Raw genomic sequence first — 22,397 nt, 5'->3', positions numbered from 1 at the left:
GAGGTTAAGGAGGCTCCGAGGCAATGGTAGAAAAAATTAAAAAGGCAAAGCAGAAGCTTCGATCACCGTCGGCGTTTACTATTTTGTTTGTCGTGATCATCGTTATGGCGGCATTGACGTGGGTTGTTCCTTCTGGACTATATAAGACAAACGAAGATGGCGATCGTATAGCTAATTCGTATCACGTAGTCGACAAAGATCGAACCGTCACGGAAGAAAAAGACGGTAAAAAGGAAGAGATCAAAAAACACGATCAGCAAGGTTTGTGGGACGTCTTTACTGCACCTATTAAAGGTATGTCAGACAAGCTTGATGTTATCGTCTTCGTGATGGTGCTTGGTGGATTCTTAGGCGTTACTATGAAAACTGGTGCGCTTGACGCTTCTCTTGGCGCACTACTTCGAAAGATGAAGGGCAAGGAAAAGTGGCTCATCCCGATTCTGATGATTTTATTCGCTATCGGCGGTACTACTTACGGTATGCAAGAAGAAACTGTGGCGTTCTACGCGCTCGTCATACCGATGATGATTGCTGCTGGATATAACGCCATGACTGGTGTGATGGTGATTGTGTTGGGTGCCGGTACTGGTGTGCTTGGTTCAACAATCAACCCATTCTCTACTGGTGTTGCAGCAAAAACCGCAGACGTGAAATTGGGTAGCGTTATTCCAATAATGTCTATCATCTTAGTACTTTGTTTGATTGCTGCGATTATCTTTACTATGCGTTACGCCGCAAAAGTTAAGGCCGGCAAGTACAAAGAAGATGTTCGCTATAAGCCAGCTACGGCTGCTCTCGACACGACAAACGTACCAAAATTCACTGGTCCACGAAAAGTCGTTATGTCCGTGTTTGCTATTACGTTTGTGCTAATGATTCTTTCCTTGATTCCATGGGGAAGTTGGAATATCACATTCTTCGCTGATATGTTTGAATGGGCTGCAGGTTTGCCAGTCATTGGCGCGGTACTTGGTGTAGTCCACAGTGCGGCATTTGGTGATTGGTATTTCAATGAAATCACTGCACTATTCCTAATTTCAACAATTGTCATAACCGCAATTTACTACAAAGAATTTAAGAAAGAGGGTGTTTTCCCAGTTGATACATTTATCGACGGTGTGAAAGACATTTTGCCAGTTGCTTTGATTATCGCAGTGGCAACAGGTGTTTCTGTGGTGATGTCTAATGGCGAAATCCAGGACACAATCATCAGCTGGGGTGAATCTCTTCTGAAAGATGCTGGTGGCGGTGTTGTTGGTGTGTTGGCGTATCTATTCTACTTGCCAATGTCATTTATTGTTCCGTCATCATCAGGTTTGGCGGCAGCAACTATGCCGGTTATTGCGCCAATTGCCGACCTGGTTGGCTCAAGCAAAGAAGTTATGGTTGCCGCATTTGCGACAGCGTCTGGCTTGATTAATATGATGGCTCCAACTATCGCGTCATTGATGGGTGGATTGGCCTTGGCTGGCGTTTCATATCGCGACTGGCTAAAACGCTCAGCTCCAATTATGGCGGTATTTGCTATTATCAGCATCACAGTTATTGCAATTTTCGGAGCACTGTAGCCTATGGATAAGAAGCGTACTATTGTAGTAGCGCTCGGTGGTAACGCCCTGCAACGGCAGGGCGAAGCCGCGTCTGAGCAACAGCAACGAGTAGCCGATGAAACCGTTCGACAACTTTTACCGTTAATCCAGGCTGGTCATAACGTAGCAATTGTTCATGGTAATGGTCCTCAGGTTGGTAATATTGTGTTGCACGAAGAGGCGATTAACACGCCAGATGTACCAAGCTTGCCGCTGGAAGATTCTGGCGCCATGAGTCAGGGGTTGATTGGCTTTTGGCTGCAACAGGCTTTTCATGACGCCTTTATGGTTAATCAAATGAACAATCGCGCTGTTAGTGTTATAACTCAAACGATTGTTAGTTTGAGCGATTCAGCATTCCAAAATCCAACCAAGCCAATTGGTCCGTTCTATTCGGAAGACGAGGCAAAAACCGTCGCTAGCGAACGCGGCTACACGGTAAAAGAAGACGCTGGTCGTGGCTGGCGACGCGTCGTTCCTTCGCCAAAACCTCAGACAATTGTTGAGGCGGATGTGATTAAGGCGCTGGTTCATGCTGGCGTGACGGTCGTTTCAACTGGCGGCGGCGGCATTCCTGTTTTGCAAGACGAAACTGGTCAATTAAAGGGCGTCGCTGCGGTCATCGATAAGGACTTCGGTGCAGCAAAATTGGCAGATCTTTTGGACGCTGACACTTTGCTGATTTTGACTTCGGTTGATGCTGCTAAAATTAATTTTGGCAAACCAGATGAGCAATCTCTTGGGGAAGTTTCAATAGAAGAACTTCAAAAGCATATTGACGATGGACAATTTGCGGCAGGTTCGATGTTGCCAAAAACTCAGGCTGCCTTGTCGTTTTTGGATGGAAAGTCGGGGCGTACGGCGATTATTACTTCGCTAGATAAAACCGCTGAAGCCATTAACGGCTCGGCAGGCACGATAGTTAAATCGTAATAAAAATCAAGGAGTTCCTGTGAATGGCGCAGGAGCTTCTTGTATTTATGTATGTTTTATTTTATAATATGAAATTATGTTGCAATATCTTCGTTCGACAAATAGCGATTCAATAATTAGCCCGCAAGAAAATTTGCGGTCTGGTTCGTGGGTGCGTTGCGAAAGACCGAGCGACGAAGAGGTTTCGCAATTGTTGACGCTGGGCTTGGACGAGGATTTGATAAGTGACGCACTTGACCCGCACGAGGTGCCGCGTATTGAGTTTGACGATGAGTGGACTTATTTGATTGCGCGATTGCCAGACACTGACGACGATTTTAACGATTTTACCACGCCGATTTTATTCTGCATTAATAAAGATCATATCGTGACGTTGTCCAGAGATAGTTTGGGGCGATTGTGGCAGCCATTTATTGATAAAGTGCGAATTAGGACGGATCGACAAGTTGAGCTTTTGGTGGCGATGGTTGAGGCAATTTCAACGCAATATCAGCGGCGCGTGGCAACGATTAATCGCCAAATGCGAGCGGCTACAGACAGTATTCATACGCTGAGAGTTAATGACATTGCCACCTTGGCGGAGTATGAGCGCAAATTGAATGATTATCTTGACGCGTTAATTCCGATGAACTGGGCAATTGAGAGACTTTTGGCGACTCAGAAGTTGCGACTGAAAGCTGATGATAAGGAAGACGTTGAGGACATTTCGATTGATTTGGAGCAGGTGATTGCGCGTTGTAAAAGTTTGTTGAGGACGATTACTAATGTGCGCGACAGCTATAGGGCGGTGATGGATACGCGTCTTAATGAGACGATTCGCCTGCTAACCGTAATTACTGTAGCCTTGACTATTCCGACGATGATCGCTGGTTTGTATGGTATGAACGTGCCGGTTCCAGGTGCTGATAATCCATTGATGTTTTGGGCGATTACCGCGATCAGTGTAGTGCTGGCGTTTGTTGTGGGCTATTATTTCCTGCGTCGCCGATAAAGTTTAATTGCAATTCGACAGATTGCTAATATTGCTTGTGTATATTATAATTTTCTTATGATGGTGGGCTATTTTGAACGCAGATCGTTGACTGAAAAGTTGACGCAAGCTCAACGAATGCATAAAAATGGTTGGATTAATTTGACCGGGAGTCTTGATGCTACTCGAGTTTCAAAGGCTTTGTCGCTGTCTGCTAATATTGTTCGCGATGTACTGGACATCCACGAATTGCCTCGAGCAGAATTTTCCGATGGTGTTGAATATATTTTTACGCGTATACCGTTTGGTCAAACTGATTCTGGCAAAACGGCGCCATTTTTGATTGCAATTAGCGGCGGTCATTATATTACAATATCGCCTCATGTTAAATTTTCACCTCTGGAAGTTGGCGATTATTTATTTAGCACAACCGAGCGGCCAGCGGGAGTTTTTGCTGCGAATTTGGCATATATTATTTCTCAATATGAACAGCGCGTGCATTTGTTAACGGAACAAATTAGCGATGCTCGTCGGCGACTAAGCCGTCATGAAGTTGAGAATTCGGATTTTATTAAATTTGTCGCAATTGAAGACACGCTTAATGAATATCGAAGCAGTTTGGAAGGGATGTCCCGCGTTATTACACAACTAATGGAAAACCGTCGCCACTTATTTAAGACCAGAGATCTGGAAGCCTTGGAGGACGTCGATCTACACATCAGGCAAGTTTTAGTGGCGATAAGTTCCAGCACGCACACAATTTCCAGTATCCAAAACGCTTATTCGACGGTTGCTAATAATACGCTAAACCAACGTATGAAGGCGTTGACTGCCATAACAATTCTTCTGGCTATTCCAAATGTTTTTTACGGGATGTATGGAATGAATATCGCGTTACCGTTTCAGGGCGAGCCTTGGGCGTATCCAGTTATCACCAGTTTTACGGTGTTGTTGATTTTACTTGTTATGTTTGTTGCTAAGCGACTCCGCTTATTCTAATATAGATATAATAAGCATTTTCAAAATGTTTTTGCTTGACGTGCCAATAAACGTTTGGTAACATTGTTAGCGTGTCTCGCGCCGAAGCACGCCGAAGCATTAAATTGCTGATATTAAGTGATAAAGGTCGAAGCGCGTGGGGCTGCACATAATAATAAGGAGTGCAAAACACATGCCAATAGCAATCAAATTTGTGCCATCAAGGCGCAAAAAGATCGCGGTGGATGTGGTGCCTGCCGAATGGCAAACATACATAGCACAATAATAAAAAGTAGTGCGGTCGCTCCAACGATAGAATAGGGACGACTATAAACAAATCCCGCTCCAAGGCACCGGAGCGGGATTTTGGTTTGTATGAAAATGTGTTAATCTTTTACTTCAACGCCAGCTTTTTTCAAGGCTTCCTTAACTGATGATTCGATTGAGCCAGAGCTGTCCATCTCAGTGTTTTTTCCATTTATGTAGAAAGTTGGTGTTGCAGCAACGCCGTGCTTGCGGCCGAGAGCCATATCGAAGTCGATTTTATTTTTAACCTTGTTGCTGGCAATATCGGTTTTATATTGATCAATATTAAGCTTCAATTGTTCAGCATAAGATTTAAAAATGTTGTCGCGTTCTGTCGTGTTGGCGTTTTTCCAAGCGTCCTGATTTGCGTATAGAAGCTCATTCATTTCCCAGAATTTACCCTGTAAACCAGCAGCTTCAGCCACGGCAGCGGCAGCGCGTGCGTTAGGGTGTGAGCTAGCAATTGGGAAATTGCGGAAAATTAATCGAACGTGATCTTTATATTTTTTAGCTAGCGCTTCGGCTTTTGGTGCAGCGGTGCCACAGCCAGGGCATTGATAGTCGGCGTATTCGATAATTGTTACTTTGGCGTCTTTGCTACCAATTTCATGATCCGCGATATTGCCATTTCTTGATTCTGCGCTGATAGCCGTGTTCAGCTGATCGTTGTTGATGTCGCTAATGTTTAGTCGATTTTGTGTCGAAATATAAACCATTCCGCCAACAATTGCCACTACAATAATTGCAAAAATTATCCAGCTTTTCTTATTCATTTTACCTCCATTTACTCTAGTAAGTATAGCACGGAATGCGGTACAATAAAACTATGACGATTGTGCTAATTTTTGGATATTTGGTTACTTTGGCTGTTTTGCTGATAGTGCTGGGAGTTCAGCCGAAAACGTCTTCGCATAGCCAATTTGAGCTACGGCGGAGAAGTGGGCTAGGCGATGAAAAGGCCAAGATTCTTTTGCGACAAAGAGAATTTTTACGAGATATTATTTCATTGCAGCGCGCCGTGGCTTCTTTATGTTTGGTAATTTTAAGTGTTATTAGCGTTTATTTGTTCAATTGGGCGGCTGGGCTCATTTTGTCAATTATAATAGCCCTGGAAATCGGAGCTGTCGCGCGAATTGGTTTGTGGCAGAAATACTCACAGCAACTTTATGAAAAATATGAACCGCTAATTTTAACGACAATTGAGCGACATCAAGTAATTTTGTCGCTGATCCGTTCGGTGTCGCCAGTGGTTGGTGATAGTCGGGTGATTGAATCGAAAGAAGAATTGCTGGAAATGGTGGCTCAATCCGGCGGGGCGATTTCATCTTCTGAGAAAAAGCTTATTACTAACGGACTGAAGTTCAACGATATGAAGGTCGAGGAAATTATGACGCCGCGAAGCATGATTGAATCGGTACCCATGAATGAACTTCTCGGGCCGCTAGTGCTTGATGATCTTCATAAAAAAGGGTATAGCAGATTTCCTGTCATTGACGGCGACATCGACCATGTTGTTGGCATGTTGAGAATTCAGGATTTGTTGACGATTGATCGCAAAGCAAAATCTCATCGTGCGGAAACAGTCATGAGCAAAGATGTCTATTATATTCGCGAAAATCAAACTCTACAGCACGCCTTGGCTGCATTTTTGAAAACGCAGCATCACTTGTTTATTGTTGTAAATGAGTTTCGAGAAACAGTTGGTCTACTGAGCTTAGAAGACGTAATTGAAGCGTTATTAGGTCAGAAAATCATTGACGAATATGATGTTTACGGAGATATTCGTAAGGCTGCCACGGCTAATCCGCAGAAAAATAATTTGCCCACAAAAACTCGCCGTGACGTTTAATTCTGGGAATTTGCCCAGATTATGCTATAATAACAGATATGAAAAATAGAATTTTGGCGGTAGAAACTTCTAAAAAAGTTGGTGAAAATATTACAGTTGCGGGCTGGGTTCATTCCAGGCGTGATCATGGCGGATTGATTTTTATTGATTTGCGCGACCACACAGGTTTGGTTCAGTTGGTTATTAACCCTGATAAAAAAGATGCTTTTTCTTTGGCGGAAAGCTTGCGAGATGAGTTTGTGGTTCGTGCTTGTGGTGTGGTTGCAGAGCGTGGTGAAGGTCTGAAAAATCCGAATATCGCCAGTGGCGATGTGGAAATTGTTGTGGATAATTTGGAGATTTTGAACCGAGCTGAAACTTTGCCAATTCAGCCATTTGCCGAGGATAATCAAGCTGGCGAAGAACTAAGATTCAAATATCGTTATCTTGATTTGCGTCGTCCAAAAATGCAAAACATGCTTAAAAAACGCGCCGAAATGTATCGTCGAACCCATGAATATATGGACAATCGAGATTTTATTGAAATTCAAACGCCAATTTTGGCTAACTCAAGTCCTGAGGGTGCGCGTGATTTTCTGATTCCGAGTCGTTTGCAGGAAGGGAAGTTTTACGCCTTGCCACAAGCTCCGCAGCAGTTTAAGCAGTTGCTGATGGTTGGTGGCGTGCCGCGTTATTATCAGTTGGCGGCTTGTTTCCGCGACGAAGATCCGCGAGCAGATCGCTTGTATGGCGAGTTTTATCAGCTTGATTTGGAGATGAGTTTTGCTGAAAATGGCGAAGAAGTTCGCACTGAAGTTGAGCCTTTGATGAAGCAATTGGCAACTGATTTTGCTGGTAAAAAATTGTTGGATTTGAGCGATTTGGCGGTTGGTGATGGCAGTTCAATTCCGCGAATTTCGTATCGCGACGCCATGGAAACTTACGGTTCTGATAAGCCGGATTTGCGATTTGGTATGGAATTGATAGAACTGACGGACGTGTTCTTGGGGACTGAGTTTGGTGTATTTAAAAATGCCGAGTGCATTAAGGCTATTTGTGTAAAAAATGGCGCAAGTTTGAGTCGCAAGCAAATTGACAATTTCACCAACATCGCTAAGACTGAAGGCGCTGGCGGTTTGGCATACATCACGTATCAAGACGGCGAAGCAAAATCTCCAATTGCGAAATTCTTGAGTGAGAAGGAATTATCTGACGTCCAGCAGAAAACTGGTGCGGTTGATGGCGATGCAGTGTTCTTTGGCGCTGATTCTCGCTCGGTTGTTAACGCGGTATTGGGGCGCTTGCGTAATGAATTTGCCTCGCACTTTAATCTTAAAGACCCATCGGTCGTGGCGTTTGCTTGGATTATTGATTTTCCGTTTTACGAATGGGATGAGCGTAGTAAGAAGCTTGACTTTGGACATAATCCGTTCAGTATGCCAAAGGGCGGTTTGCAAGCTCTGGAGTCTGCTGAAACTGACGCCGAAAAATTATCCATTGTTGCTGATCAATTTGATATGGTGATGAATGGCTATGAGATTTGCTCTGGCGGTGTTCGCAATCATAATCCAGCTGTGTTATATAAAGTGTTCGGTTTGCTGGGATTCAGCGAATCTTATGTTGAAGAAAAATTTGGTGCTATGTTGGGCGCTTTCAAATACGGCGCTCCGCCTCACGCAGGATGTGCTTTTGGTGTTGATCGTATTTTGATGGAATTGACTGATGAGCAAAACGTTCGCGAGACTCTAGCGTTTCCGAAGAATGGCTCTGGCGTGGATGTAATGATGAATTCACCATCAGTTGTCGATCCTGCTCAGTTGCGCGAATTGGGTTTGTAGAATATTTGCAATATTGATCTACTGTTTTGGTTGTGCTAGTGTGAGGGTATGAAAAAAGCCGTAATCATCACTGCTGTTTTACTGCTTATAGCAGGCGTTGGTGGTGGAGTATGGCTTAAAAGGCGCTTAGATAATCAAATAGCATTAGTGGCAACTCAAAAACAACAAGAAGAGCAGCCGAAGCAACACAAACCAGCATTTGATAAATACGACAACGGTCCCGCAGATCCTCAAGAAATCCTAGAATTAGTGAATCAGGAACGGGCAAGAATTGGCGTAGCACCATTGGTAATGGACGAGAATGTTCAGAAGAGCGCGCAACTCAAGGCGGACGATATGGAAGCCAAGGGCTACAGGCAACATAATATACCTGGATTAGGTGATATGTACACGCAAGAAATGTATTATCTGATATATCAGCAGGCTAAATGTACTATGAGCGGCGAAAATTGGACTGCGGGAGCAAACATTAGTAGTCGTGGTGCCTTTAACTGGTGGATGAATTCAGAGTCTCACCGTAAAGCAATACAAGATCCTAAGTATACAAAAATTGGAATAGGCGTAGGTCCAAAAAGTCAAGTAGCCGTTCAACACTTCTGTGGATTTAGCCAATAACTAGCATATAGCACAAACCCCAAATCTCCTTATAACAATAAGGAGATTTTTTATGCAAGGAAATGAATCGCTCCGTCAGTACTTTCAGTATCATGTTAACAATCACCCAGATCAAAACACAATAATAATAGACTAAACCCTAATGCCAAGCCACGCCGACAGAATGTCGCCCGCGAAGTAGGCTAATCCTGCTGCAATCGCCCCAAGGAGTAACGTGATGCCTGCAGACCGCCAAGGTGATTGTTTGCTAACTTTGCCCTTGATGAAGCCGATTGCTAAGAACGTTGCCGCAGTTAGCGCCGAGCTAATATAGAATAATACCGCGTTTGGTGCTTTTAAGTTTGCAATTACGTCAATCGAATATGGCAACACTGGTACGCTACCGACCACCACGAAAGCTAAGAATGTTACTGTGCCTATGATCTTTGGGGATGAGCGTTTTTGGCTGTCGCGAACGGACTCTTCGTGTTCAGCGCTGGCCGCCAAATATGCGCTAGAGCCCATTGAAAATCCGTCGGCTATTAAATTAGCAATTCCTAATATAAGAATTACTGAACTGGATATTCCAGCTCCAGCTGAAGCCGCCACGACTGCAAATGTTGTTACTGTGCCGTCAACTGCGCCATAAACAAATTCCGGTATGTATCGTTTGAAAAAATCTCGCATAACCATACCAGTTTATCATATTATTAACGATTAGCGGACATCTCTATTGACAATTTAATAAGCTTATGCTATAGTGAAATAGTTAGATTATCTAATACAAACAATTTAACAAGCATGCTAAAATAAACATAACAAATATAAACTTTTGCAGAAAGGTAAAGCGTGGAAGATATCCAAACAGCCATCGTTTTATTATCAATCATCGTAGGATTGTTGTCGGTTATTATCGTAACGCTACTGGCGGTGGTCATCGCCTTGTTGGTAAGACTTAATGCGGTCATGAAAAGCGTTAGTAAAATTACAACTAACGTAGCTAGTGCGACTGAGTGGTTGTCGCCAACAAAAGTTTTTAGTGAACTATCAGGTTTATTTCGTAAAAAATAATTAAAAAAGGAGTAAATATATGAAAAAAGTTTTAGCAATTATCGGAGCAGTAGCAGCAGGTTTTACAGCTGGAATTTTAACTGCACCAAAGAGCGGCAAGGAAACAAGGAAAGACTTGAAGGATAAAGCTGTAAAAATGAAAGCCGACACTGAAAAAGTAGCTTGCAAAGCGACTGCCGCAGCAAAAGACAGTGTAGACTCATTGAAAGCTGGCTCTCAGAAAGTTGGAGACGCTGTAGTAGAAACCGCAAAAGACGTTAAGGGTAACGTCGAAAAACGTTTCAAGTAATATTTGACTCTATTCAAGAAGACGTGAGATAATGTAAGTGATGAAAAAAGTTACTTTCTATCTCGCGTCTTTTTTGATTGCTTCTAGTTTGTTAGTGACGCCACGGGCAGTTGAGGCTCAGTCTGTCGATGCTACGGCTGATTCTGAGATTATAAAAACGCTTGATCGAAACTGTAGTTCTGTAAGAGTTGCTATTAAAAACATCCACACCAATGACGCTCTAACTAGAGTTAATGTTGGACAGAGATATAATTCTATTTCTACCAAACTTATGGCCAGGCTGAACGGTCGATTGGCAATCAATAAGCTGGACAGCTCAAAGTTGGTGAATATTACTAATGAATTCGAGTCGACGAGGCTTAAGTTCAATAGCAATTACAACGATTACGACACCGCGATGACTGATCTTCAGCGCGCAAATTGCTCTAATAATGTGGCGGACTATTATCAAAAATTGACCGTCGCTCGCGAGGCTCGTAATAAACTTTCTGAGGACGTGAAGATCTTGGACGAATTGTTAGTGAGATATAAAGAAGAAGTGCAAGTTATTAAAAATTCGCTGTCTGGAGGTTCTAATGAATAGGGCTAAGGAATTATTTCGTAGCTATAAATTTGCTACATTTATTGGGCTGACCATTGCAGTTTCGGTTTTACTAGTATCGATTGCGATGTTTATGTATTACAAGACTGACGCTTATCGATTGGATTTGAGTCGCCCAGAATACGCTTCTCGCCGCAACCAAATTAGCAAGGATGCGAATGAAAAAAGTCACGAATTTGACGCGCAAGGCACAGTAAACAAGGATACATTGAAGGAATTTTTGGGAATTTATGATAAAGAAGTAGAGAACGTTAATAAGATCAAAGCGTTTTCTAATGATGTGTTGAGCGATAAAGAATTGGGCTTGTCTAATAATTAATCTTTATCTTCTGGTCATTGAGGTTGGGGTCGGCAGAGTCGCCAAAAGAACTCCTTCGCGATCAAAGTTTTGTAGTAATCGATGTCGCATTTCAGAGGTAACAGACCACTGATCGGATGGCTGAGTTTTTCCGGCAATGATCAATTCTGTTCCTCGTCCAGTAATATCACCAACGGAAACGAATTTAGGCGGATCGATAATTTTCTTTTGCCAAGCCTTTTCTTTAGCCAATTCTTGACCAGTGGCGTTAATGATGTCTGTAACTGCAGAAATGTCAGAACTTGGGTCGATATAAATGCTGAATCGCGACATGCTATAGCCCATAGTTTTATTGATAACGTGCTGGATCGTACCATTTGGAACATAATGAACATTACCCTCGGAATCTCGTATAACAGTAGTGCGAGTACCAACTCTTTCGACGGTTCCAGCAGCTCCCATTACGTCAACGACATCGCCAACACGATATTGATTTTCGGCGATGATGAAAATACCAGACAAGAAGTCCTTAACGAGCGATTGAGCGCCAAATCCTAACGCCACACCGATTATACCAGCACTAGCGAATAGCGGCGATAAATCAAATAGGAATAGTTTATTGGCGACAATTGCGGCGACATAGAAAATTATAATAATTTGCCAGAAACTGCGAGTTAATTGGATGAGAGTTTTTTCGCGCTTTTCTATGTCTTTACGGTGCCAGGAACGATGTTTGGCGGTGGAGCGTATAGAATAATGTATAGTCCAAGATAATAAATATTTCCCCAGAAAATAAACAAAAACAGAGCCAATAATAATGCTGACTGTGTCGATAATGCGTTCACTAATTAGCCAGCCAAGGTTGTTGCCATGCAGCCATTGACCTAACGTAGAAGAATCCAAAAACTGTTTTATAAGCTTATCCATTATTGATTTAGTATAATAGAAAATATGAGTTTTGTCGATCCGAATCAATTTATTATCACTAGAAAACGTAAGAAGTATAAATTCGCTTTATTCCATAATTCGCCTCTATGCTTTGAATTTGACGAGTGGATAGAGCGGAAAGTTGATTGTTTGGAAATCGGTGCTGGAACTGGACTATTCAGCGTGGAGCTTGCACTGCGTCATCCTGAAAAGACGTTTTTAGCAATTGACGTGAAAGGTGATCGATTACAAAAGGGCGCGAAAATTGCTGAAGAAAAAGGGCTGGAGAATGTGTTTTTTGTTCGAGCGCGGGCTGATCAAATAGACCAATTAGTGAAGCAGAGTTCTTTGGAGCAAATTTGGGTAACATTTCCTGATCCGTTCCCAAGGAAGCATAGCGCTGGGCGCCGCTTGACTCATCCTAATTTTTTGAAGAAGTATTCTTCATTGTTGGCACCGGACGGATCTTTGTTGATTAAACACGACGACCACAATTTTTTCTGCTGGAGCTTGGAGCAATTAGTGTCAGAAAAATGGCAAATTAAGGAGCTGAGTTTTGACCTCCACGAATCCGCGCTAAGTGACGAATATAAAATAATGACGACTTATGAACAAAGGTGGATTGGCGAAGGAAAAACTATTAATTTCGTAAGAGTTACGCGCTAATAAACGAAAGGAATATTATGCAATTTAACGATTATTCAACGAAAGCAATTTCTACTTTAACAGATAAAGATTCCCATAAATATGGTGATGTTGACGCGATATTGATGGCACAGATATTGGGCTTAAGTGGCGAATCTGGCGAAGTTATGGAGAAGTTTAAGAAAATTCTGCGTGATAAAAATGGGGAAATTTCAGATGAAGATCGTGACGCGGTAATAAAAGAACTCGGTGACGTGTTATGGTATGTCAATTCTATAGCACATTTGCTTGGTTGTAGCTTGGAAGAAGTGGCTCGCAGAAATAATAATAAACTGCTCAGTCGCCAGAGTCGGGGGAAGATTCACGGCAGCGGCGATGATCGCTAGTTTTTGAATAATTGTTCGCGAATCCACCCGTCGATTGTACCGGCGCCCATACACAGGACGAGCTTTCCAGAGTTCCTTGCCGCGGTTATTTCTTGCCATAAACTGTCATCTAATTCAGCGAAATGAATTTTTTCTTTGTCGATATTTTTGGCAAGTTGTTGCGGCGTTAAAGTTGGCAAATCTGGATTTTCCCTAGTTAAGTAAGTCGCCAGCCAGTAAATTTCATTGGCATCATGGAAAATATCATCAGTGTATTGATCAATTATCTCGTGCTGGCGAACATTTTGGTGTGGCTGATAAACTAGGACTACATCGTTTGACAACTCCTTAGCCATCTGTAGTGTCGCTTGAATTTCAACCGGGTGATGTCCATAGTCAGAGTATAGATTTTCGGCGAGCTTTTCAAAACGTCGTCCTGAGCCGGGGAAGGAGTTTATTGCTTGGTATATTTCTGACTTCTCCGCGTCTACCCCGATATTCTTCAAAGCTTCTATCACCAAAGTAGCGTTTTTTCTGTTGTGTTCGCCAGGCAGAGTAATGTTTTTGTTAGAATCATGCAAGATTGTTAGATTTTTTTCATCAAATATGGCGGAATTTTCTTGCCACGCGATAACTTTTTTAGATTTTTCGCCGAATTCACGGAAGGCGTCTAAGTAAGATTCTTTTGTTGGATATGTGTCTGGATGGTCGTAATCAACAGATGTGATGAGGCTAATTTCTGGAGAAAAATGCAAAAAGTTGCGATCAAATTCATCACACTCGTATACGAAAAATTGGCTATTTTTATCAAACGTTCCACTTGGTCCGAAGCTTAAAGTCGAACCTACAGAATAACTGACAGGAATTTGCAATTGCTCCATTGTCCAGACTAGTAGACTTGTTGTTGTGGTTTTCCCGTGGGTACCAGCGACCGCGATAAGTTTCAGGTTTTTATCGGCGATTATTTGCGCCAGCAATTCGTCGCGCTTGCTGGTTTTTATGCCTAGTTTTCGCGCCAAGACTAATTCTGGGTGATTTTCTGGTAAAGCAGCGGTGTAAATAAACCAATCAAATGGTGATTTATCGTGCTCTGATTGCAAGAACGCGCCAGATTGGTCAAAAGAAATAGGAATTCCGGCTGACTCTAATTCGTTTGTGATAAGACTTGGTGATTTGTCGGAGCCGCAAACACCATACCCGACCCCTAAGGCAATTCTGCTCAGCGGTCCGATGGCAACGCCGCCAATTCCTGAAAAATAAATTCGCATACAAATATTATACCACCGCAGCGGTAGTAATATTCACGTCATTGGGATAATTTGCTATACTAAAACCATAGAGAAGGTGGTGGGATGGCTATAGATAAGAAGAAAACCAAGTTCAGAATTAAGCGGCTCAGTCAGATTAAGACTTGGCAGTTGGTGATTTTATTGATTATGTCTGGTTTTATTTCGGCAACTTTTTTGAGATTGAATAATGTTGGTATGGTCGAGCGACGAGAATCTGTAGAAAATGCAGATAAGGCTGGAGATATAGTCAATCTTCAGCAGCGACTATACGATTTGCAGCGTTATGTATCTACGCATATGAACGCTGATCCGGGGAAGATTGCGCTGGATCATACGTATAAACAGATGTATGACCGGAAGCTGAAAGAGTTCGAGGAGGAGATAAAAAATCAGTCTAACAATGACACTGTGTCGAAGGTTAGGGCTGTCTGTGATGCTAGGGCACAGCAAGGTGGTTACGGTCGATTTACGACACAGGCGGATCCGAGGTACATCAATTGTATTAATGAGGAATGGGCGAAATATCCTGCCGCGAAAGCCACTAACTTGCAGTTTGAAGCGCCTTCAACCGAGCCGTATTATCACACTTTCGTCTCGCCGATATGGTCAGCTGATTACGCGGGGTGGTCTTTGCTGGTGACGATATTTATTGCCATGATTATCGTAATGAGGTTGGTTGTTCTGGGGATGTTAAAGTTGATGCTTAGGCGACGAAATAAGCTTTTTTAGCTTGACAGGGGTGATATAGAGATAGTAATCTATATAGGTATATCATTAATAGGAGGTATATAACCAAATGGCTTATAAACATACCAACTCAAAGGGCATCACATATTACTTGCACAAGACTGACGTAACTTTGCGCGGCGGCAAGACTCAAACTATTTACTTCTTTGCTAAGGTTGAGAAGAATGAAAAGGGTACACCATGTGATCTACCAGAAGATCGTATCGTGAAAGAAAACCCACGCAACGGCTTTTTGACAATTTCTAAGAAAAAATAGTCCTTTGCTTGCACCATAAGCACGTTTGGTGATATAGTAGAACCAAACAAACAGGTGCCATGACTCCTCTGTAAAAAGCAGGGGAGTTTTTGTTGGGATTGATTATTTGTGGATATTGTGGTATAAATTGCTTATGACACAAAAAGAAGGATCATCGGTTGAGGCTAATATAAATTCTGAACTAACTCCTGAACAGGAAGCTGAGCTCGATCATATTGTTGATACTACAGGATGTTCTTACGATGACGCTAGAAGATCGATGGGGCTACCAGTTGAAGATCCGCGTATTATAAAGCAACTTATGAAGAATCTGAGATCTACTAGAGGGATTGGCGAGAAGGCTGTAAAAGGTTTCTTCTGCGGTGACTGTTGTAGGAATATCAATCCTGGAGAGAAGTGTCCGCATGTGAAAATTGGTAGTAGGGGTAAGCGTTACGCCAACGATGATAGCAGATACTAAAGAAAAAGCCCCCTTCTGAATGAAGAGGGATTTTTCTTGGTGGCGGGGGTAGGATTTGAACCTACGACCTTTTGGTTATGAGCCAAACGAGCTACCAGGCTGCTCTACCCCGCGATACCTAGTTATAATATCAGTTTGGCGTAATAATTGCAACACCCTAGTGTTTATGACTATTGCCGCCAAATAGAAAGTTCATCCATTGCTGGAAATTGCTATCCGTTCGCTTCGCGCTCGACGCAAGTTTTTGGGCAGGCGTGGCGCTTTCGAAAGATTGGGTGATGAGCTGTTTTTCTCCGGGTAAGCCTTTTCCTGTGCGCTGTCTAATAGTCAATTCTTGATACTCTTCGCTTTGATAATATTTCGATTCGTATTCCAGCAAGGCGACTTGCAATTTTTCTATTTCCACTTGCTGGCGTTTGTTATCAATAGAGCGTTGCAATTCGTAGTTTTTTTGCATTGATTCAATGGATCCCCAAGCCCAACTCATGGCAATTAAAATCGCAGCAGCAATAACGACATTATTCAGGGTCAAATAGTCGTGCTGTATTCTGTAAATTAATCGTTTGAGTTTTAATTTGTTCATTTTGCAAATTTAATATCTACCACATAACATTGTAGCAGGAATGGTAAAAATATTCATCTTATGATTATCAAGTTCAGAATGTGGTGGGGGCGGCTGGGATCGAACCAGCGACCAATCGGTTATGAGCCGACTGCTCTAACCCCTGAGCTACGCCCCCGTGAGACTTATTATAGCGCATCAGAGGTAATTATAGAAGTTTTCCGGCGGCAATTCGCACGGCTTCTGACCAAGAAGTAAAACAATGCGGCGTGGACGCTAGTTCTTCGCTGGTAATTTTATGCCGAACAGCTAGGGCTAACTCGGCAGCCATATCGCTAGCGTGTGGTCCGACAATCGTTCCGCCTACGACAACTCGCTTCTTGTCAACGATCAATTTCACAAAACCTATTCGCTGGTCGGTAATATTGCTGCGTACGGTAGTCGTGAGCGGAACAATTGCTATTTTTGCGCTTATTCCTTTCGCCTTACAATCGTATTCATTCATTCCAATTTGAGCTATTTCTGGCTGAGTAAATGCAACTTGTAGGCGTGGGGAATCATTGAATTTAATCTTATTATTATGTAGCAAATTATGAGCCGCAATACGACTCTGCGCCAAAGCTGTGTGGGTTTGGATATTGGCGTCAGTTACATTTCCTGCGGCAAAAATATGCCGAGCGGAAGTTTGCAGGTAAGAATTAACCAAAATGCCATTTTCGGTATATTTTACGCCAGCGTTCTCTAAGCCTAAATCCATTGCGGGCAATTGTTGGTCGGCAATTACAATCTCATCAACGCGCACAGATTTTTCTATTCGCCCTTGCAGAAAAGTGACACGTTTTTGTATAGACGATTTTTGAATAGCGATAATCTTAGTACGAGCTAAGATTGAAATATTGCGATTTTTTGCGTCATTCGTAACCAAAGTGCTGACTTCTGGGTCAAATGTTGATAATATTCTGGACGATTTCTCTGCTACGTAAACTTTTGTTCCCAGGGTGGAGAAGATGTGCGCCAATTCTAGTGCCGTAGCTCCCGCGCCAACAATAAACATGGTTTTTGGTGGGCGCTTTAAGCTAAAAATAGTTTTTGGAGTGTGGTAAGAAACGGCGCTTAACCCAGGTATTTCTGGAATTTGCCAATCAGATCCAGTTGCAATGAGAAATTTGCGAGCGGACAAATGTCTGCGATTGATGGCTATTTCATTCGGACTCAAGAAATGTGCATTGCCAGCAAAAACACTAATGCCTTGCTTTTCGTAATAATAGCGATTGCCGCCAGCTCCAGTTCTCTTTACAACTTTGTCTTTCCAGGAGAGCAGAGAGGGGTAATTATACCCAACCGAGTTAGTGCGCAGTCCAAATTTAGCGGCATCTTTTGCTGTTTGATAAACATTAAGAGCGTGAGTTAAGAATCCAGTTGGTACATCTCCCCAGTTTGGTGATTCCCCGCCGAATGTTGATTTTTCTACAACAGCAACTTTTTTTCCGGCATTTGCTAGTATGCTGGCTGCGGGTGAACCGCCAGCGCCACTACCAATTACGATATAGTCATAGTCAAAAGTTGGTTTTTGCGACATCAAATCTCCTAAATTATGGTTTTATAATTTTTATATAAATAAGCCGCGTCGGGATGCAGGGTTTTCATAATACGTTGTGCTTGTCGGCGGATATCGGCAGAGGTTATTTCTGGGTGAGTTTCACACCAATTCATAACGCCCAAAGTGACGGTTTTTGCGATGTCTTGAGCTTGACCCTCTGGCGTACGAACGCTTAGGCAGGTGGCAATTATGGAATTGTGGAGCTTGTCTGGGCTAAACTCCTCTGGCGGTCGTTTTCCCTGTTTGATGACGTCAATTTGACCTGGCTTTACCATAGATTGCCTCCATAGCTAATGACGCCAATAACGCGGTCGACGAATAGGAATGCTGCTAAAATTAATAAGCTGCCGCCGCTGGCGAATTGCAAAAATCTCTTATGATCTTCTCTCCAACGTTGTAAATTAGAGATGCTGCGTCCGCTGCCGATCAAGACGATAACGACAAATAACGGCAGTGTGGACACGATGACGTAGATCGCTATGCTGATGATTTGCAAGAAGGGGTTTGGTAGGGTGATAATAGCCAGGCCGGCGGCGATAATTGGCGCGATGATGAATACAATTTCTGCAATAACGCTAATTATTCCCAGAGCAAGGCTCTCTATGGAATTTTTGGTTTTTTTGGTGCGCTTGTTTAAGTATTCCGCAAAATTACGTGGAAGCCATAACGAAGTTCCTGGTTGTCGTCGAAAGTAAAAAGCCCAAATTGCGATTCCTAAGCCAAACATCATCCCTGAAGAGATGGCGGCAACGAGTTGTTCTGCGCTGGTGACGTGGTGGATGAATAGTGATAAGAAATAGGAAATTGAGCTGATAAGTAACAAGGTAATCGTTGCGACTCCAAGTACAAAACTGTTGCTCATACGAAAAATTTTTCTCTGGGCGGTTTTTTTGCCAATTGAATGCCCGCTAAGTAACGTTAAAACACTGACGCTAAGCTGAAAACTAGCGTGAATAATCGCTGCAAAAATTATGGTGGCCAGTGATGAGATTGTTACGGGGGTCATTTTTGTGTATAAATCCTTCCCTACCAGTGTACCACAAGCGGAATGAAAAGGTAAATAATGACCGAAAAAGGTATTGCTTTTTTGTCAAATTTATGATAGTATAAAGACAGTTAAATAATTAACACAAAAAAGGAAAAAATATGGAAATCAACACCAGTGAATTAGCTGAATTTTTAGAAGTAACCCGAAAAAAGGATTTAGCAACGTGGGAGCGTCAGCGTAATTCATGGGAATTGGATAGTTTTGTGTCGCGACGATTGGCGGCTTTGGATGGCGTTCAATCTGAAGAGCTTGAGCTAATTTAATCCAGTGTTTATAAAAAATTCCCCGTCGTATTGACGAGGAAAGATAATTTCTGGTAGCACCGGGTGGACCCGAACCACCGACCTCAGGCTTATGAGTCCTGCGCTCTAACCAGCTGAGCTACGGTGCCACACTGCATTGATTGTAACAGATAGTATAAAATTTGCCAAATACGTTTTAGGTAAATTGTGAGATAATGGATATGTGAGATATATTATCGCAGTCAGTGGTGGGATTGATTCGGTAGTTTTGCTGGATTTGATGTCGCGAACGGAAAAAGATTTGGTGGTCGCTCATTTTGACCACGGAATTCGTGAGGATTCGGCGAGCGATGCTAGATTTGTCGAGGCTTTAGCTGATAGATATAAAATACAATTTGTTTGTCGGCGTGAAAAACTGGGGGCTGATGCTAGTGAAGAATTGGCGCGCCAAAGACGGTATGAATTTTTGCGTGGCGTGGCGACGGATTTTGATGGCGTGATAGTGACGGCGCATCATCGAGATGACATTATTGAAACTGTAGCGATGAATCTTAAGCGTGGCTCCAGGTGGCGAGGCTTGGCGGGGATGAGCGATAGCCAAATAGTTAGGCCGATGAATGGTTGGACGAAGCAGAGAATTTATGAATATGCGATTCGTCAGAAATTGGAATGGTGTGAAGATGAGACAAATCAAAGTGACTTATACCAAAGGAATAAATTTAGACGCAAGATAAATCGTGAACTTGATGAATACCAGAGGCTTGGAGTGTACGAGGCGTGGCGAAAACAAAGAGAATTAAGAGGGAAAATTGAGCAGGAAATAGAGAAGTTTGATGGAGAAGTGCTTAGTCGATATTTTTTGACGATGATAGATGATAATGTCGCACAAGAATTGCTATATTATTACGTTTTACGACATTATGATGTATCGTTACTGGGTTCTCAATTAGAGCGTATGCTAATTGCTGTAAAAACTGGAAAAGCTGGCTCGTGCTGGCAAGTTGGCGGCGGTATTGTGATGAAATTGGCGCTAAGAAGTGTTATAATAAAGAGAGTTTGATTAGTATAGGCGAAAGGATTAGTTGAGAATGGCTGTTAAGATGCCTCAAAGAAATGGAAAGAATAGAATAAGTCAAATTTTACGATTTGGATTGTTTTGGGCAATTATAATTTTTGTAGCGTTAATTTTTTACGCAACACTCTTCCCTGCGTCAAATCTTAAAGATGTTGCATTATCTGATGTAGTGCGTCGAGCAAATGACGGTAAAATTGCTCAATTGGAGATTCAGGGAAACGATATTAAGATTACTCCGAAAGACCAATCAAAACCTACCGAGCATTCAGTCAAGGAATCTAGTAGCATTTATGAGCAGGGCTTGAATAAGGACGCTAAGGTTGAGGTGAAGGTTATTCCACCATCCACAACCGGAGAAACTATATGGAATCTGGCGGTTATGGTCGTGCCTGTGCTGATTATCGTGGTGTTCTTTATGTTTATGATGCGCCAAGCTCAGGGTCAAAATAATCAAGCGATGGGATTCGGCAAGAGTAAGGCTCGCCTGTATGGACAAGATAAAGAAAAGGTTTTGTTTACGGATATCGCTGGAAATGATAACGCCAAGCAAGATCTGCAGGAAGTTGTTGATTTTCTTAAGCACCCGAAGAAATATAAAGATTTGGGCGCAAAGATTCCAAAAGGCGTATTATTAGTCGGTAATCCTGGTACGGGTAAGACAATGCTAGCCCGAGCCGTCGCTGGCGAGGCTGGTGTGCCATTCTTCTCAATTTCTGGTTCTGAATTCGTGGAAATGTTTGTTGGTGTTGGTGCTAGCCGAGTGCGAGACCTATTTTCTAAGGCTAAGAAAAATGCCCCGTGTATTATCTTTATCGATGAGATTGATGCCGTGGGTCGTAAGCGCGGCTCTGGTATGGGTGGTGGTCATGATGAGCGCGAGCAAACTCTGAACCAGATTTTGGTGGAGATGGATGGTTTTGATGGCGAAACTAATGTTATTGTTTTGGCTGCAACTAACCGTGCGGATGTTTTGGACCCAGCTTTGCTTCGACCTGGACGATTTGACCGACGTGTAACTATTACGCTTCCAGAGCGCAAAGATCGTGAGGCAATTCTGAAGGTTCACTTTAAGAAAAAGCCAACTGACGAAACTGTTGATCTTGATAAATTGGCGGCAAAAACCGCTGGCTCATCTGGTGCGGATTTGGCAAATATGGCCAATGAAGCTGCAATTATTGCTGCTCGTCGCAACAAGAAGAAGATCTCAAATGACGAATTAACTGAGGCGTTTGAGCGTGTGGCAATTGGTCCAGAGCGCAAGACTAAGATAATGAACGATCACGAGAAAGAGTTGACTGCTTATCACGAAGCTGGCCACGCAATTGTTGGTCACGTCTTGCCTGATTCCGACCCAGTCCACAAGGTTACGATTATTCCGCGCGGCGGTACTGGTGGAGTAACATGGTTCTTGCCGCCAGAAGATAAGAGCTACACGAACGTTTACGAGTTTAAAGATATTTTGGCTCGAGCAATGGGCGGACGAATCGCTGAGCAATTGATTTACGGCGATGACGGAATTACTACTGGAGCTGGTTCGGATTTGCGAAAAGCGACTGAAATTGCCCGTGATATGGTGATTGAGCAAGGAATGGGCAAGGGCTTGCGCGATCAGGTGTTCCATGAAGATAACGGCGGCTTGATGTTCGATAAAATGACCAGAGAGCGTCCGTATTCTGATGAGACTGCGAAGATGATTGACGAGGAAGTTGCGCAATTGATTACCGAAGCTAAACATCGTGCAATGTTGGTATTGAAAGAGAATCGTTCGTTCCTTGATAAGTTGGCCGAGGCTCTACTAAAGGAAGAAACTCTGGAAGAATCTGAGGTTGATGAGATTCTTAAAGGCACTAAATTACCAAAAGAAGCTAAACTGCATTCGTAAAATA

General features: G+C 42.8%; 27 protein-coding genes and 3 tRNA genes. 19 read left to right on the top strand and 11 right to left on the bottom strand.

What is annotated here, in order from left to right; translation table 11 throughout:
* The first annotated feature begins 23 nt into the window (after window positions 1-23).
* The 4 genes from LRM44_RS00285 (at window position 24) to LRM44_RS00270 (ending at window position 4,491) form a co-directional block, all read left to right on the top strand.
* Window positions 24-1,568 (top strand): YfcC family protein, encoded by a 1,545-nt coding sequence (locus LRM44_RS00285; protein WP_243803963.1) that lies wholly within the window; start codon window positions 24-26, stop codon window positions 1,566-1,568.
* A 3-nt stretch (window positions 1,569-1,571) separates the two neighbouring features.
* The gene (gene arcC, locus LRM44_RS00280; RefSeq protein WP_243803961.1) at window positions 1,572-2,522 is read left to right on the top strand and encodes a carbamate kinase; all 951 of its coding nucleotides are present in this window, start codon (window positions 1,572-1,574) and stop codon (window positions 2,520-2,522) included.
* A 76-nt stretch (window positions 2,523-2,598) separates the two neighbouring features.
* Window positions 2,599-3,513 carry a magnesium transporter CorA family protein gene (locus tag LRM44_RS00275; RefSeq protein WP_243803959.1) on the top strand — a complete coding sequence of 305 codons (915 nt, stop codon included), beginning with the start codon at window positions 2,599-2,601 and terminating at the stop codon, window positions 3,511-3,513.
* A gap of 57 nt (window positions 3,514-3,570) precedes the next feature.
* Entirely contained in the window at window positions 3,571-4,491 is a 921-nt protein-coding gene (locus LRM44_RS00270) for a CorA family divalent cation transporter (RefSeq protein ID WP_243803957.1), read from the top strand.
* Window positions 4,492-4,856: 365 nt separating this feature from the next.
* Here LRM44_RS00270 and LRM44_RS00265 read toward each other — a convergent pair whose 3' ends face one another.
* Window positions 4,857-5,549, bottom strand: coding sequence for a DsbA family protein (locus LRM44_RS00265; RefSeq protein WP_243803955.1), 693 nt, complete (start codon window positions 5,547-5,549; stop codon window positions 4,857-4,859).
* 53 nt (window positions 5,550-5,602) lie between these two features.
* On the opposite strand from LRM44_RS00265, the gene LRM44_RS00260 reads away from it, so the two are divergent.
* From LRM44_RS00260 to LRM44_RS00250, 3 genes are read left to right on the top strand one after another with little or no spacing between them, the layout of a single operon-like run.
* Window positions 5,603-6,625, top strand: a complete 1,023-nt coding sequence (locus tag LRM44_RS00260; RefSeq protein WP_165000046.1) for a CBS domain-containing protein — start codon at window positions 5,603-5,605, stop codon at window positions 6,623-6,625.
* 38 nt (window positions 6,626-6,663) lie between these two features.
* A complete protein-coding gene (aspS, locus tag LRM44_RS00255; RefSeq protein ID WP_243803953.1) occupies window positions 6,664-8,442 on the top strand; it encodes an aspartate--tRNA ligase in 1,779 nt (592 codons plus the stop codon).
* 48 nt (window positions 8,443-8,490) lie between these two features.
* Window positions 8,491-9,057 carry a CAP domain-containing protein gene (locus LRM44_RS00250; protein WP_243803951.1) on the top strand — a complete coding sequence of 189 codons (567 nt, stop codon included), beginning with the start codon at window positions 8,491-8,493 and terminating at the stop codon, window positions 9,055-9,057.
* Window positions 9,058-9,189: 132 nt separating this feature from the next.
* Here the strand turns inward: LRM44_RS00250 and LRM44_RS00245 are convergent, their stop codons facing one another.
* Window positions 9,190-9,723 (bottom strand): VIT1/CCC1 transporter family protein, encoded by a 534-nt coding sequence (locus LRM44_RS00245; protein ID WP_243803949.1) that lies wholly within the window; start codon window positions 9,721-9,723, stop codon window positions 9,190-9,192.
* A gap of 162 nt (window positions 9,724-9,885) precedes the next feature.
* Between LRM44_RS00245 and LRM44_RS00240 the strand changes: the two genes are divergently transcribed.
* From LRM44_RS00240 to LRM44_RS00225, 4 genes are read left to right on the top strand one after another with little or no spacing between them, the layout of a single operon-like run.
* Window positions 9,886-10,107, top strand: coding sequence for a hypothetical protein (locus LRM44_RS00240; RefSeq protein ID WP_243803946.1), 222 nt, complete (start codon window positions 9,886-9,888; stop codon window positions 10,105-10,107).
* A gap of 19 nt (window positions 10,108-10,126) precedes the next feature.
* Window positions 10,127-10,396, top strand: a complete 270-nt coding sequence (locus LRM44_RS00235) for a YtxH domain-containing protein (protein ID WP_243803943.1) — start codon at window positions 10,127-10,129, stop codon at window positions 10,394-10,396.
* Window positions 10,397-10,436: 40 nt separating this feature from the next.
* Entirely contained in the window at window positions 10,437-10,979 is a 543-nt protein-coding gene (locus LRM44_RS00230; protein WP_243803941.1) for a hypothetical protein, read from the top strand.
* Window positions 10,972-11,316, top strand: coding sequence for a hypothetical protein (locus tag LRM44_RS00225; protein ID WP_243803939.1), 345 nt, complete (start codon window positions 10,972-10,974; stop codon window positions 11,314-11,316). Before LRM44_RS00230 ends, LRM44_RS00225 begins: the two co-directional genes overlap by 8 nt.
* A gap of 3 nt (window positions 11,317-11,319) precedes the next feature.
* Here the strand turns inward: LRM44_RS00225 and LRM44_RS00220 are convergent, their stop codons facing one another.
* A complete protein-coding gene (locus tag LRM44_RS00220; protein ID WP_243803937.1) occupies window positions 11,320-12,222 on the bottom strand; it encodes a mechanosensitive ion channel family protein in 903 nt (300 codons plus the stop codon).
* 24 nt (window positions 12,223-12,246) lie between these two features.
* Here LRM44_RS00220 and trmB point away from each other — a divergent pair, with 24 nt between their 5' ends.
* Both trmB and LRM44_RS00210 read left to right on the top strand, forming a co-directional pair.
* Window positions 12,247-12,888, top strand: coding sequence for a tRNA (guanosine(46)-N7)-methyltransferase TrmB (gene trmB, locus LRM44_RS00215; protein WP_243803935.1), 642 nt, complete (start codon window positions 12,247-12,249; stop codon window positions 12,886-12,888).
* 17 nt (window positions 12,889-12,905) lie between these two features.
* The gene (locus LRM44_RS00210; protein WP_146424267.1) at window positions 12,906-13,253 is read left to right on the top strand and encodes a nucleoside triphosphate pyrophosphohydrolase family protein; all 348 of its coding nucleotides are present in this window, start codon (window positions 12,906-12,908) and stop codon (window positions 13,251-13,253) included.
* Here the strand turns inward: LRM44_RS00210 and LRM44_RS00205 are convergent.
* A complete protein-coding gene (locus LRM44_RS00205) occupies window positions 13,250-14,500 on the bottom strand; it encodes a UDP-N-acetylmuramate--L-alanine ligase (RefSeq protein WP_243803933.1) in 1,251 nt (416 codons plus the stop codon). The two genes, LRM44_RS00210 and LRM44_RS00205, sit on opposite strands and share 4 nt — an antisense overlap.
* Before the next feature lie 84 nt (window positions 14,501-14,584).
* Between LRM44_RS00205 and LRM44_RS00200 the strand changes: the two genes are divergently transcribed.
* From LRM44_RS00200 to LRM44_RS00190, 3 genes are all read left to right on the top strand, one after another.
* Window positions 14,585-15,250, top strand: a complete 666-nt coding sequence (locus tag LRM44_RS00200; protein WP_129634679.1) for a hypothetical protein — start codon at window positions 14,585-14,587, stop codon at window positions 15,248-15,250.
* A gap of 67 nt (window positions 15,251-15,317) precedes the next feature.
* On the top strand, window positions 15,318-15,524 hold the full coding sequence (locus LRM44_RS00195) for a hypothetical protein (protein WP_082001355.1): 207 nt from the start codon (window positions 15,318-15,320) through the stop codon (window positions 15,522-15,524).
* 133 nt (window positions 15,525-15,657) lie between these two features.
* Window positions 15,658-15,984, top strand: a complete 327-nt coding sequence (locus LRM44_RS00190; RefSeq protein WP_243803931.1) for a hypothetical protein — start codon at window positions 15,658-15,660, stop codon at window positions 15,982-15,984.
* 37 nt (window positions 15,985-16,021) lie between these two features.
* Here LRM44_RS00190 and LRM44_RS00185 read toward each other — a convergent pair.
* The 6 genes from LRM44_RS00185 to LRM44_RS00160 all read right to left on the bottom strand — a co-directional run bounded on the left by LRM44_RS00185 (window position 16,022) and on the right by LRM44_RS00160 (window position 19,152).
* Window positions 16,022-16,098, bottom strand: a tRNA-Met gene (locus tag LRM44_RS00185).
* Between the two features lie 43 nt (window positions 16,099-16,141).
* Entirely contained in the window at window positions 16,142-16,567 is a 426-nt protein-coding gene (locus LRM44_RS00180) for a hypothetical protein (RefSeq protein WP_129743585.1), read from the bottom strand.
* A gap of 81 nt (window positions 16,568-16,648) precedes the next feature.
* Window positions 16,649-16,724: transfer RNA gene (locus tag LRM44_RS00175), tRNA-Ile, on the bottom strand.
* A 30-nt stretch (window positions 16,725-16,754) separates the two neighbouring features.
* Window positions 16,755-18,125, bottom strand: coding sequence for a dihydrolipoyl dehydrogenase family protein (locus LRM44_RS00170; protein WP_243803929.1), 1,371 nt, complete (start codon window positions 18,123-18,125; stop codon window positions 16,755-16,757).
* An 8-nt stretch (window positions 18,126-18,133) separates the two neighbouring features.
* Entirely contained in the window at window positions 18,134-18,421 is a 288-nt protein-coding gene (locus LRM44_RS00165) for a hypothetical protein (protein WP_129631704.1), read from the bottom strand.
* Window positions 18,415-19,152 (bottom strand): hypothetical protein, encoded by a 738-nt coding sequence (locus tag LRM44_RS00160; protein WP_243803927.1) that lies wholly within the window; start codon window positions 19,150-19,152, stop codon window positions 18,415-18,417. The genes LRM44_RS00165 and LRM44_RS00160 overlap by 7 nt, the downstream gene beginning before the upstream one ends.
* A gap of 140 nt (window positions 19,153-19,292) precedes the next feature.
* Between LRM44_RS00160 and LRM44_RS00155 the strand changes: the two genes are divergently transcribed.
* A complete protein-coding gene (locus tag LRM44_RS00155) occupies window positions 19,293-19,457 on the top strand; it encodes a hypothetical protein (protein WP_164999847.1) in 165 nt (54 codons plus the stop codon).
* Window positions 19,458-19,508: 51 nt separating this feature from the next.
* On the opposite strand, the gene LRM44_RS00150 is transcribed toward LRM44_RS00155, so the two are convergent.
* Window positions 19,509-19,585, bottom strand: a tRNA-Met gene (locus LRM44_RS00150).
* Window positions 19,586-19,659: 74 nt separating this feature from the next.
* On the opposite strand from LRM44_RS00150, the gene tilS reads away from it, so the two are divergent.
* Both tilS and ftsH read left to right on the top strand, forming a co-directional pair.
* Entirely contained in the window at window positions 19,660-20,496 is an 837-nt protein-coding gene (tilS, locus tag LRM44_RS00145; protein ID WP_243803925.1) for a tRNA lysidine(34) synthetase TilS, read from the top strand.
* Between the two features lie 28 nt (window positions 20,497-20,524).
* Window positions 20,525-22,393, top strand: a complete 1,869-nt coding sequence (gene ftsH, locus LRM44_RS00140; RefSeq protein ID WP_243803923.1) for an ATP-dependent zinc metalloprotease FtsH — start codon at window positions 20,525-20,527, stop codon at window positions 22,391-22,393.
* The last annotated feature ends 4 nt before the right edge of the window (window positions 22,394-22,397 follow it).

This window comes from Candidatus Nanosynbacter sp. HMT-352 (assembly GCF_022819385.1).
In the GTDB taxonomy this organism is placed as follows: Bacteria; Patescibacteriota; Saccharimonadia; order Saccharimonadales; family Saccharimonadaceae; genus Nanosynbacter.
Note: the sequence above shows the minus strand (reverse complement) of the source record. Positions and strands in the feature narration are given on the sequence as shown.

Bases quoted from the DNA above. Each gene is read 5' to 3' on its own strand.
- LRM44_RS00205 (WP_243803933.1), bottom strand. From the start codon at position 14,500: ATGCGAATTTATTTTTCAGGAATTGGCGGCGTTGCCATCGGACCGCTG.
- LRM44_RS00165 (WP_129631704.1), bottom strand. From the start codon at position 18,421: ATGGTAAAGCCAGGTCAAATTGACGTCATCAAACAGGGAAAACGACCG.
- LRM44_RS00230 (WP_243803941.1), top strand. From the start codon at position 10,437: ATGAAAAAAGTTACTTTCTATCTCGCGTCTTTTTTGATTGCTTCTAGT.
- LRM44_RS00235 (WP_243803943.1), top strand. From the start codon at position 10,127: ATGAAAAAAGTTTTAGCAATTATCGGAGCAGTAGCAGCAGGTTTTACA.
- LRM44_RS00210 (WP_146424267.1), top strand. From the start codon at position 12,906: ATGCAATTTAACGATTATTCAACGAAAGCAATTTCTACTTTAACAGAT.
- LRM44_RS00220 (WP_243803937.1), bottom strand. From the start codon at position 12,222: ATGGATAAGCTTATAAAACAGTTTTTGGATTCTTCTACGTTAGGTCAA.
- LRM44_RS00170 (WP_243803929.1), bottom strand. From the start codon at position 18,125: ATGTCGCAAAAACCAACTTTTGACTATGACTATATCGTAATTGGTAGT.
- ftsH (WP_243803923.1), top strand. From the start codon at position 20,525: ATGGCTGTTAAGATGCCTCAAAGAAATGGAAAGAATAGAATAAGTCAA.
- LRM44_RS00270 (WP_243803957.1), top strand. From the start codon at position 3,571: ATGATGGTGGGCTATTTTGAACGCAGATCGTTGACTGAAAAGTTGACG.
- LRM44_RS00180 (WP_129743585.1), bottom strand. From the start codon at position 16,567: ATGAACAAATTAAAACTCAAACGATTAATTTACAGAATACAGCACGAC.
- LRM44_RS00245 (WP_243803949.1), bottom strand. From the start codon at position 9,723: ATGCGAGATTTTTTCAAACGATACATACCGGAATTTGTTTATGGCGCA.
- LRM44_RS00160 (WP_243803927.1), bottom strand. From the start codon at position 19,152: ATGACCCCCGTAACAATCTCATCACTGGCCACCATAATTTTTGCAGCG.
- arcC (WP_243803961.1), top strand. From the start codon at position 1,572: ATGGATAAGAAGCGTACTATTGTAGTAGCGCTCGGTGGTAACGCCCTG.
- LRM44_RS00190 (WP_243803931.1), top strand. From the start codon at position 15,658: ATGACACAAAAAGAAGGATCATCGGTTGAGGCTAATATAAATTCTGAA.
- aspS (WP_243803953.1), top strand. From the start codon at position 6,664: ATGAAAAATAGAATTTTGGCGGTAGAAACTTCTAAAAAAGTTGGTGAA.
- LRM44_RS00285 (WP_243803963.1), top strand. From the start codon at position 24: ATGGTAGAAAAAATTAAAAAGGCAAAGCAGAAGCTTCGATCACCGTCG.
- LRM44_RS00265 (WP_243803955.1), bottom strand. From the start codon at position 5,549: ATGAATAAGAAAAGCTGGATAATTTTTGCAATTATTGTAGTGGCAATT.
- LRM44_RS00275 (WP_243803959.1), top strand. From the start codon at position 2,599: ATGTTGCAATATCTTCGTTCGACAAATAGCGATTCAATAATTAGCCCG.
- LRM44_RS00225 (WP_243803939.1), top strand. From the start codon at position 10,972: ATGAATAGGGCTAAGGAATTATTTCGTAGCTATAAATTTGCTACATTT.
- LRM44_RS00250 (WP_243803951.1), top strand. From the start codon at position 8,491: ATGAAAAAAGCCGTAATCATCACTGCTGTTTTACTGCTTATAGCAGGC.
- LRM44_RS00260 (WP_165000046.1), top strand. From the start codon at position 5,603: ATGACGATTGTGCTAATTTTTGGATATTTGGTTACTTTGGCTGTTTTG.
- LRM44_RS00200 (WP_129634679.1), top strand. From the start codon at position 14,585: ATGGCTATAGATAAGAAGAAAACCAAGTTCAGAATTAAGCGGCTCAGT.
- LRM44_RS00155 (WP_164999847.1), top strand. From the start codon at position 19,293: ATGGAAATCAACACCAGTGAATTAGCTGAATTTTTAGAAGTAACCCGA.
- LRM44_RS00195 (WP_082001355.1), top strand. From the start codon at position 15,318: ATGGCTTATAAACATACCAACTCAAAGGGCATCACATATTACTTGCAC.
- trmB (WP_243803935.1), top strand. From the start codon at position 12,247: ATGAGTTTTGTCGATCCGAATCAATTTATTATCACTAGAAAACGTAAG.